11 protein-coding genes are annotated in these 9,541 nt (G+C 34.3%); 1 reads left to right on the forward strand and 10 read right to left on the reverse strand.

Annotated features, from left to right (window positions below):
- Positions 1 to 101: 101 nt before the first annotated feature.
- Genes tsaB through P8M54_RS00705 form a run of 3 tightly spaced genes read right to left on the reverse strand, consistent with a single transcriptional unit; the run spans position 102 to position 3,549 of the window.
- Entirely contained in the window at positions 102 to 770 is a 669-nt protein-coding gene (gene tsaB / locus P8M54_RS00695; RefSeq protein ID WP_300283846.1) for a tRNA (adenosine(37)-N6)-threonylcarbamoyltransferase complex dimerization subunit type 1 TsaB, read from the reverse strand.
- 46 nt (positions 771 to 816) lie between these two features.
- Positions 817 to 2,106, reverse strand: coding sequence for an efflux RND transporter periplasmic adaptor subunit (locus tag P8M54_RS00700; protein WP_300283847.1), 1,290 nt, complete (start codon positions 2,104 to 2,106; stop codon positions 817 to 819).
- Positions 2,107 to 2,112: 6 nt separating this feature from the next.
- Positions 2,113 to 3,549 (reverse strand): TolC family protein, encoded by a 1,437-nt coding sequence (locus tag P8M54_RS00705; RefSeq protein ID WP_300283849.1) that lies wholly within the window; start codon positions 3,547 to 3,549, stop codon positions 2,113 to 2,115.
- Between the two features lie 470 nt (positions 3,550 to 4,019).
- Between P8M54_RS00705 and P8M54_RS00710 the strand changes: the two genes are divergently transcribed.
- Positions 4,020 to 5,423, forward strand: a complete 1,404-nt coding sequence (locus P8M54_RS00710; RefSeq protein ID WP_300283851.1) for a DUF4403 family protein — start codon at positions 4,020 to 4,022, stop codon at positions 5,421 to 5,423.
- Positions 5,424 to 5,427: 4 nt separating this feature from the next.
- Here P8M54_RS00710 and P8M54_RS00715 read toward each other — a convergent pair whose 3' ends face one another.
- The 7 genes from P8M54_RS00715 to P8M54_RS00745 form a co-directional block, all read right to left on the reverse strand.
- Entirely contained in the window at positions 5,428 to 5,625 is a 198-nt protein-coding gene (locus P8M54_RS00715) for a hypothetical protein (protein WP_300283862.1), read from the reverse strand.
- 64 nt (positions 5,626 to 5,689) lie between these two features.
- Positions 5,690 to 6,229, reverse strand: coding sequence for a DUF420 domain-containing protein (locus P8M54_RS00720; protein WP_300283852.1), 540 nt, complete (start codon positions 6,227 to 6,229; stop codon positions 5,690 to 5,692).
- Between the two features lie 4 nt (positions 6,230 to 6,233).
- Positions 6,234 to 6,920, reverse strand: a complete 687-nt coding sequence (locus tag P8M54_RS00725) for an SCO family protein (protein WP_300283853.1) — start codon at positions 6,918 to 6,920, stop codon at positions 6,234 to 6,236.
- Positions 6,921 to 6,929: 9 nt separating this feature from the next.
- On the reverse strand, positions 6,930 to 7,571 hold the full coding sequence (locus tag P8M54_RS00730; protein ID WP_300283855.1) for a hypothetical protein: 642 nt from the start codon (positions 7,569 to 7,571) through the stop codon (positions 6,930 to 6,932).
- A gap of 86 nt (positions 7,572 to 7,657) precedes the next feature.
- Positions 7,658 to 8,014: a cytochrome C oxidase subunit IV family protein gene (locus P8M54_RS00735; RefSeq protein WP_300283857.1), complete on the reverse strand. Its 357-nt coding sequence runs from the start codon at positions 8,012 to 8,014 to the stop codon at positions 7,658 to 7,660.
- A gap of 18 nt (positions 8,015 to 8,032) precedes the next feature.
- A complete protein-coding gene (locus tag P8M54_RS00740; RefSeq protein ID WP_300283859.1) occupies positions 8,033 to 9,013 on the reverse strand; it encodes a cytochrome c oxidase subunit 3 in 981 nt (326 codons plus the stop codon).
- Positions 9,014 to 9,055: 42 nt separating this feature from the next.
- Positions 9,056 to 9,541 (reverse strand): cytochrome c oxidase subunit 3 (locus tag P8M54_RS00745; protein ID WP_300283860.1); only part of this gene is annotated, 486 nt, incomplete at its 5' end.

Genomic DNA, 9,541 nt, shown 5'->3' on the forward strand with positions numbered 1-9,541 from the left:
TATTGACATACAATGAAGAAATACATTTAGAGAGATGTATCAAATCATTACAACCTTTTGTAAAAGAAATGTCCCGAACAAATACTGATGAATAACAACTTTTATTTCTTGGAAGTAGTAATCATAAAATCTTTCAGATAAAAAGGTTCAAAATAGGCCACATCTACGGTTTCATTATTCTTGAATTTCTCAAAACTTAAGACACACATCTCTTTAGCAGATGGGTATTTAATCTCTTCTAGAAAAAGAAAATTTGGCTTGGCTAAAACTGATTTACATTTATCAGCGCAATCCCCTACAAAGTACATTTTCTCGTTATAATTTTCAAATGAATCTTCAGTGATGATTTCCGCTAGTGTTTCTCTAACGTTATTTACATCAGAGTCAAAAACCGCACTATACACTTCCATTCTTCTAGCATCGAGCATGGGTACAATATAACCCGACGGTACCTTTACTTGGCTAGCTAGCACCTTAAGCGTATCGACAGCAAGTAGTGGAATTCCCAATGCATAACATAGACCTTTAGCCGCAGAAACACCTATTCGAAGACCGGTATAAGACCCTGGTCCTTGACTCACTGCGACTGCACTTAAATCAGCGTACGAAATAGCCGCTTCTTTTAAACTTTTTTCTATAAATACATGTAAGCGTTCAGCATGGGAATAACCTTCCTCAGCTATTTCGTTACAAATAATAGTCACGCCATCTTGAGCTATTGAAACGGAACAATTTTTAGTCGAAGTTTCAATATTGAGTATATAAGTCAAAATATAATAAGATTAAAGTCTATAATAAGACATCAAAAGTAATTATTTATTTTTTATCCTTATCTGTTTTTACCGTTACTTTATCACCTGAGTTTAAATCTTTACTCACGGTAGTATACGGACCTGTAATCACTACATCACCCTTTTGTAAACCACTAATGATTTCAATATTAGCATCATCTTGAATACCCGTTTTTACAATTCTAATTTTAGCCTTATCTCCTACTTTAACAAAAACACACTCAAATTTCTTATCGCTCTTAGGTGCCATTTTCTTCTCGTCTTCCGTAGGAACCATTTTAATTTCCTTGGTAGAAGCCGTATCCGATTTTACAACTACAGAGCTAATAGGAACTGCTAAAATATTCTTTTTTGTTTTAGTGATAATATCAACAGTAGCCGTCATCCCTGGTCGGAAAGGAGAATAGGTTGCAGGTTTCCCTACTAGTAAATCTTCGTATGACTCTTTTAATATTCTAACTTTAACTTTAAAATTGGTCACTTGATCTGCGGTTAAGGCAGAACTAGCAGAATTAGAAATACTCGTTACCGTCCCTTTAAATTGCTTTTTTAAGTAAGCATCTACTTCCACATTAGCTAAATCGCCTACCTTTATTTTAACAATATCATTTTCGTTAACATCCACTTCAACTTCCATATTGTTCAAGTTGGCTACTCTCAATATTTCAGTACCAGTCATTTGTTGCGTTCCCAAAACTCGTTCCCCTAATTCTACATTAAGCATCGAAATTGTACCATCAGCTGGAGCATAAATAATAGTTCTTCCTAAGTTATCTTTTGCTTCATTAACAGAAGCAGAAGCACTTTGAACACTAAAATAAGCGGATTGTTTCGTAGCTTTTGCTACGTCAAAAGATGCCACTGCTTTATCCCAATCTGATTTTGAAATAATTCCTTTTTCAAATAATGTTTTATTACGATCGTAACTTGCCTTTGCTTCTTTATATTGGGCGTCAGCTTGAGTAAGTCCAGCTTTTGAACCAGATAATCCAGCAATAGTACGGTTTAAACTAGAAGTATATAAATCAGGATTGATTTTAACTAACAATTCTCCCTTTCTAACTACCTGTCCTTCTTTAACTGGCAAGGCTATGATTTCACCTGATACCATTGACGAAATTTTAACTTCGATCTCAGGCTGAATTTTTCCGGTTGCCGATACCGTTTCTACCACAGTTGTCGTATTTACTTGTGCAGTTTCTATCTCAATTCCTTGGTCTTTTTTACCTATGATTCCTGCTTTTGAAAGAGCAATCAAGGCAATGATTACCACTACTACTCCACCAACGATACTATAAATTGTTTTTTTTGACATGATAAATTAATTTTTGATAATTGGAATTCCGAAGTAAAACTCTAGTATTTTTATTTTAAAAATGTAGTCGTATTTCGTTCTTAAAACTTCTGACTGAGCTGTTGCAAGCAAGGTTTGAGATTGGCTTAAATCAAATGCATTCATTAAACCTACGTTATAGCGCTCCTTAGCATAGTTGTACGATTGCTCCCTTGAGTCTAATGCCGTAAGTGCTGATTCGTATGATTTCAATGCTCCTTTAGCATCAACAAATGCGGTGTATACATTACGCTGTAAAGTTAAGCTTTGTTGTTCCAAAGCGATTTTTGACTTTTCCAATGTTACTTTTGATCGTTCCACATTATTGCGAGCAGCGAATCCATTAAAAATGGGTACACTAAGCTGCACACCAAATGATTGTCCTTTATTCGTGTTAAATTGATCAAAGAACGGTGCTGGATTTCCTAGAACTCTTGTGAAGTTGGGGCTCAAAACATTTTGATTCGTTCCTTGCACGAATCCAACAACTGAGGTAGGATTTGCAGTATTGGGTGTCAAACCAACAACTCTGTCGCTGTAGGATACCCTTGAATTAAAACTGTAAAACCCTTGTAGTGTCGGTTGGTACCCCCCTTTTGCAATAGCAACGTTTTTTTCGGCGATTTCAAGATTTGTTTCAGCTATTTTTAATTCAGTTCTTCCTTCTTTTGCTTTAGCGTAAATACTTGTTGGCGTTTCCAATAAGATATTATTCTCGTCTTTCGCTGCCGTATCATCCACAACATCAAAGGAATCAAAATCTTCCAACTGAAGCAATTGAGCTAAGCTTAATTTAGAAATCAATAAGGAATTCTCAGCATTTATTACCCTTTGATTGTCAGACGCTAAAGTAGCCTTCACATCAAATAAATCTCCTTTGGGAATAGTACCCGCATTTACTAATTCCTGAGAACGCGCTAATTGCTTTTGGTCAATTCCTAATTGTTCGTTTTGAACTTTTAGATTTTCTTTATTGAATAAGACTTGTAGGAAAGCATTAGCTACATTCAATGCTATATCTTCTTGAATTTTCAGAATTTGATATTTGGCTGCAACAACGGATAAATTAGCACGTCGCAATGTATTTTGATTTTGCAATCCTCTATAAATATCGACACCAACACTAGCTCCTGCAGAGGTAAATTGAGTAGTTTGATTCTGTAGCAATCCAGTAGTAATATCTTGGTTCAAACCAATATTCCATGAATGTGAAGCATTTGCATTCAACGAAGGAAGAAAACGTCCTAAAGCGCCTCTCTTGTCAATTAATGCCGTTTCACTATCAAGCTCGGTCTGTTTTATAGAAATATTATGCTCCAAAGCATAATTCACACATTCCTGTAAAGTCCATTTCTTCACTTGTGCATGTGAAAGCAAACTTCCCGAAAAGAGTAGTATTATAGGAATCCAGCTGGGTTTTCTCATATCTTTATAATCAAGGTGGTGCAATGAAGCACACAAATTTAACATTTATTAAAACCAAAAATAAATCTAACAATTTAATTAGTAGTTACAACTAAAAAATCTTTGCTAATAGGTTCCAATCTTTCATAAAGCAGTTCATAGCTTTTATCTTAGCAATTGTTCACTGCCTCTCTATAGTTATTCTTTTACTACAAAATTGCACTGTTAACAAAATCATCGCTTCATAAAATCCTTACATCCAAACTAAGAATAACTCTTACTAGTTTTCAGTAATGACAATAATAAAAATGATTTATATACCCATAAGACTTCGGTCCTGTTAAATTGTTACACTTTAATCCTTAAAATTTCGAAACAGCACTTCTCTTAGCAACAAGTTAAACAGATTCAGACAAATTTTGATGTTTAACAAAAGAGTATCTTCAAGATTACGTCTTTTAAAAATGTTTACTTTTGTAAAAAAAAGAAAAATGCTTCAAAAAATAGCGAGCCTACTTGTCCTTACCGTTTTGTTTTTAGGATGTTCCACTAGTCAAAAGATTGATACCTTACGACCTGAGCCAGACGATGCTTCGCCAGTAGTTTATGACAACAGCCCCTCGTTTATTAATTTACCTATTAGTATTGCATTAAAAGACATCGAATACCAAACTAACTCATATTTAAACGGTTTGATTTATGAAGACAATACTATTGAAGATGACAATGTCGAAATCAAAATATGGAAGCTAGCACCAATCACAATAGTAAATGAAAACGCCAAGGGTTCAGAGCGAATTAAAACCATCCTTCCCTTAAAAGCACTGATAAAATACCGCATAGGAACCAAAACTATCGGAGTAGACCTCTATAAAACTCAAGAGTTCAATTTAAATGGAATAGTTACACTTAGTAGCTCCGTGACACTCAATAATTGGAGACTAAAAACAAAAACGGAATTAAAATCTCTAGAGTGGAATGAGAGCCCAACAATGACGGTCTTGGGTAAAAACGTCCCTGTAACCTACATCATCAATCCTACAGTTAAACTCTTTCGATCTAAAATAGAAAAGAGCATTGATGATGCCATCGAAAAAGCAATGGATTTCAAACCGAATGTATTAGCAACTTTGGAAACCCTATGCACACCTTTCAAAATGAACGAGGATTACGAAAGTTGGTTGCGAATCGTTCCTATCGAAATTTATTCAACTGCAGCGCATTTAAAAAACGATTCGTTTTTGTTAGATATGGGTATGAAATGCACTATGGAAACGTTGATAGGCCAAAAACCAGAAAAGCAGTTTGATGCCACAAAAATAATCTTGAAACCTGTAGTTAAGATTCCTAATCAAGTTACAACTAATATTGTTGCAGTTTCAACATACGCCGATGCATCTAAAATTATTCGGAAGAATTTTGCAGAACAAGATTTCACTTCTGGATCAAAGAAAGTGACCGTGAAAGATGTTACTATTTGGCATAAAAATGACAAAATGGTTATTGCGTTAGCACTTCAAGGATCGATTAACGGAACTATTTACTTGGCTGGTTTCCCAAAATACAATGATCAAACCAAAGAAATATATTTCGATCAACTAGAATACGTATTGGATACTAAAAGTAAATTAATGCGAACTGCAAACTGGCTTGCCCAAGGAGTTATCCTTAAAAAGATCGAGGAAAATTGCCGCTATTCCATCAAACCAAATCTAGAAGAAGGCAAGAAAACCATGCTCAATTATTTAAAAAACTACTCTCCGATGCCAGGGATATATGTAAATGGTAAAATGGAAGATATTCAGTTCAAAAAAATAGAACTAACGAATAATGCTATTTTGGCCTTTATAAAAATAAACGGAGAAATTAACGTTAGTGTTAACGGCTTAAAGTAAGCACTTATTTTACTTTCTTTTTTCGCATTCTATAAACTGCGTAACCTATCGCCGCCACTAAAACATAAGGTATTACCATTAAATATACTATTCCATCATTAACTGCTTGCGCCTGCGCTTTATTCGCTTCTCCTCCTAGTGCAGCACGGCACATGGCACATTGCGCACTAGCAACAGTACTAAACAAAAAAAACAACACCATTAGAAAGCCTAGCTTTATGCTGCTTTGCTTGAAATTGGTAGTAACGACTTTTAGTATTGAATATTTATACATAATAAGGTGAAATCATTAAATACACTACTACTCCTGTAACAGCTACATACAACCAAATAGGGAAGGTGATCTTTGCAATTTTCTTGTGCTGGTCAAAAAGTTCTGATAAAGCTCTTACATATGTAACCAACACCAAAGGAATAACTATAACTGATAAGACGATATGAGTAAATAAAATAAAATAATACACATACTTAACAACTCCATCTCCTCCAAATTTGGTTGAATCAGTGGTCATATGATATGCAACATACATGCCTAGGAAAGCAACAGAACAAGCTATTGCCGACTTCATTAAATTTTCATGTAATCTTCTATTACCATTTTTAATTGCTAATACTGCTGTTACTAATAGAACAGCAGTCAATCCGTTTATTGAGGCATAAATTGGAGGCAAAAAAGTGAGTGGCTCTACATTAAAACCCATCTTTTTTAGGTTTACTGAAAAAAGAAGCACCACTACTAACGGAATAGCAACCGACAAAATGATAATCCAATTTTTATATTTCAACTGCGTATTTTGCTTTTCCATAACTTTATTCTTTTAATAATATACTGATATCTTGTTGAATATTGCGAACGCCCTCCTTTTCTAAACCATCGTAGTATAATATTGGGTTTCCAAAATTATCTTTCCTACAACGGATATTTCCATTCTTGTCAATTAAAGCAAATAAGCCTGAATGCTCAAAACCGCCATTAACCTTACTGTTTTCTCCAGCATAAAGGTTAAATCCCTTGTTTGCCAAGTCAAAAATGGTTTGCCTATCTCCTGTTAAAAAATTCCAATTTGAAGAAGTTGCACCAAGTAGTTGTGCATGCTCTTTTAAAACTGCTGGTGTATCGTGAGCCGGATCAATAGTTATAGAAACAATACCGAAGTTAGGATTTCCAAAAAACTTTTTCTCTATACTTAACATACTCTGATTCATCTTCGGGCAAATCGTAGGACAGGTCGTAAAGAAAAAATCTAAAACATAAACTTTACCTTTATACGTTTCATTTGAAATTTTTTGGTTGTTTTGATTTACTAATTCAAATTTAGGCGCCGGTCCAATCGTTTCTAATTTACCATCAGATGTAGCAATCCCACTTACATGATCCAAACGATCCGCTTTTACAACAGATCCATCTTGAATGCGGTCTAAAATTTTAGGTATTGCATAAATCCCAAAAACCAGAATTACAAAAGAAATACCTATGTATGATTTGTTTTTGAACATAATAATAAATTAAAGTTGCTTTGTAGCATTATGATTTTTCTTCAGTGCCGCACGGTATTCATATAAGATAATTTTAAAATCATCTATCATTTCATTACTTAGATCCGAAGGGTGAAAAGTATCATAACCCTCTTTATATTCTTTTACTTCTTTACGGCCTCTTAAATTCCTCGCTTTATCCACGATGTAAACCATTGGGGTTCCCGCATGTTTATCCAATGATCCTTTTAACTTAAGGCTTTTGTAGTAGGTATTTATATTTTCAGGAGTTGTGAAAACAAAATGCCATTGCGACACATCAGTAAACTCATCTAAGGCATCTATAATCTTTTTGATGTCATTTTCAGTTCCAATTGGGCATACCATAACAAACTGTAAATCTTTAAAGGTATGGTACCGTTGGTACACCTTCTCGTTAAGATTAAAAAGATTTCCTCTGTTTTTTAAAATATCAGAACCTGAGAAACCTAAAATCGTGATTTTTCCATTTAAAGTAACTTCTTCACCATGTAACGATTCCCACTTCCCTAGATCAGGAACTGAAGGAGAAATAACAGGTAATGTTGTAAAGCCATTTACGCCCGATGCAAAGAAAAGATAGGCAACGATAGGAAGTATAAAAAGGACAAAAAGAACAATATTTTTTTTCATTGGAAAGGGAAATATATAGGATACAAAAATAAAACAAAAAAGGGCATTCGCCTCGACGAATACCCTTTTTTTGAATTAATATAATGTTAAAAATTCCACTTAATAGTTGAATCTTTAAAAACCCCATAAATATAATTACCTTCTGTTAAAAGAATAAAAAGCAAATACAAGATTAGGAAAATTACTGGTATAACTACCGCTGATCTCAAACTAGATCTTTCACCTTCCATGTGCATAAAAGCCCATACAATGTAGTACGCTTTAAATACTGTTAACCCATAAAAAATCCAGTTTAAAAAACTCAATCCTAAAAAGTGACTAAAGTGTAAAGAATCAGGCTTATAGATACCTAAAATAACTTCTACAATTGTAACCGCAGATAATATTCCGAAAACTTTCCAGATTCTGCTAATATTCGATACATGTTCGTGACCGTGTGACATAATTAAATCTTTTGAAAATTAAACTAGATAGAAAACTGTAAATACGAATACCCAAACTAAATCGACAAAGTGCCAATATAATCCAACTTTTTCTACCATCTCATAACTTTTTCTTTTCTCATAGGTTCCTAAAAGAACATTAAAGAAAATAATAATGTTAATGATTACACCTGAAAATACGTGGAATCCGTGGAATCCGGTAATAAAGAAGAAGAAATCAGCAAACAATTTACTTCCGTATTCATTTCTTGTCAAGTTCGCTCCTTCCACAACGTAAGCTGCTTGAGACAATCTCGACTCTGACTCCGCTCTAGAAAGCACCGTTTTCTGCTTTTCTGCAGTAATAGTTTCTGTTCTAATTAAAAGATCAGGATGTGCTTTAAATCCAGCTTGTACTTCGGCCACTGAGTAAGAAGGCAAAGATCCTTCTTCCATGAACCATTTCGCTTTATTTCTAGTCAACTGCTCTCTAACTTCTGGTAAAGTTGCAGCAAATTCAGCTAGAGCAACACGTTTACCGTCTTTATCTACAAATTGAAGCAAGCTACCTCCTTTAGTTTCAATAGCACCATACTCGCCTTTAATAAAGTTTTTCCACTCCCAAGCTTGTGAACCAACAAAGATTCCTCCACCTATAATGGTTAAAAACATGTAGAGAACTACTTTGTCTTTTTTCATTTGATGACCCGCATCAACAGCCAAAACCATTGTTACAGATGAAAAAATCAAAATAAATGTCATCAACGCGACATAATACATCGGAGCGGATACCCCATGCATGAATGGAAAGTGCGTAAACACCTCATCGGCCAATGGCCAAGTTTCAATAAATTTAAATCTTGAAAAACCGTAAGCTGCTAAAAATCCAGAGAACGTTAAGGCATCTGATACGATAAAAAACCACATCATCAATTTACCATAACTTGCTCCCATTGGCTGATTTTCGCCGCCTCCCCAAGTTTTTTCTTCACTATTTGCAGTAGTAACTGTCGCTTCCATAAAAGTTATTCGTTAAAAAGTTCCCAAATTTACGTTTTTTTCTTATTTAAAGAAATATAAAAATACAAATAAATAAATCCACAAGAAATCTAAAAAGTGCCAATACATTGCACCTAGTTCTATTCCAAGAGTTTGACTCGAATTGTATTTTTGTTTAAAATGATTATAAATTATAATTAACAATGAAATTAATCCTCCGGCTAGGTGAATCAAGTGCACTACGGTTACAATATACAAAAATGTTGTTGTTATTGAGCTCTCGCTTCCTGTAAAATAATAACCGTTTTCCACAATTTGTCCAAATCCTACAAACTGCAAAACAACAAATAAAATCCCCAGCGCCAATGTGCTATAATAAAATGCAGTAGGCAATTGAAAATCTTTCAACCAGTCTACTCTTGCTTTACTTACTACAAACGCACTAGTAAGTCCCGCAAACATCATAATCATACTGACCATTGCAAAAATCAAAATCAACTTATATGATCTTGCTGTTTTTTGCTTATGCTCTTCCTGTGTCATTGTCAT

This window comes from Flavobacterium sp., assembly GCF_029242675.1.
Lineage (GTDB): Bacteria > Bacteroidota > Bacteroidia > Flavobacteriales > Flavobacteriaceae > Flavobacterium.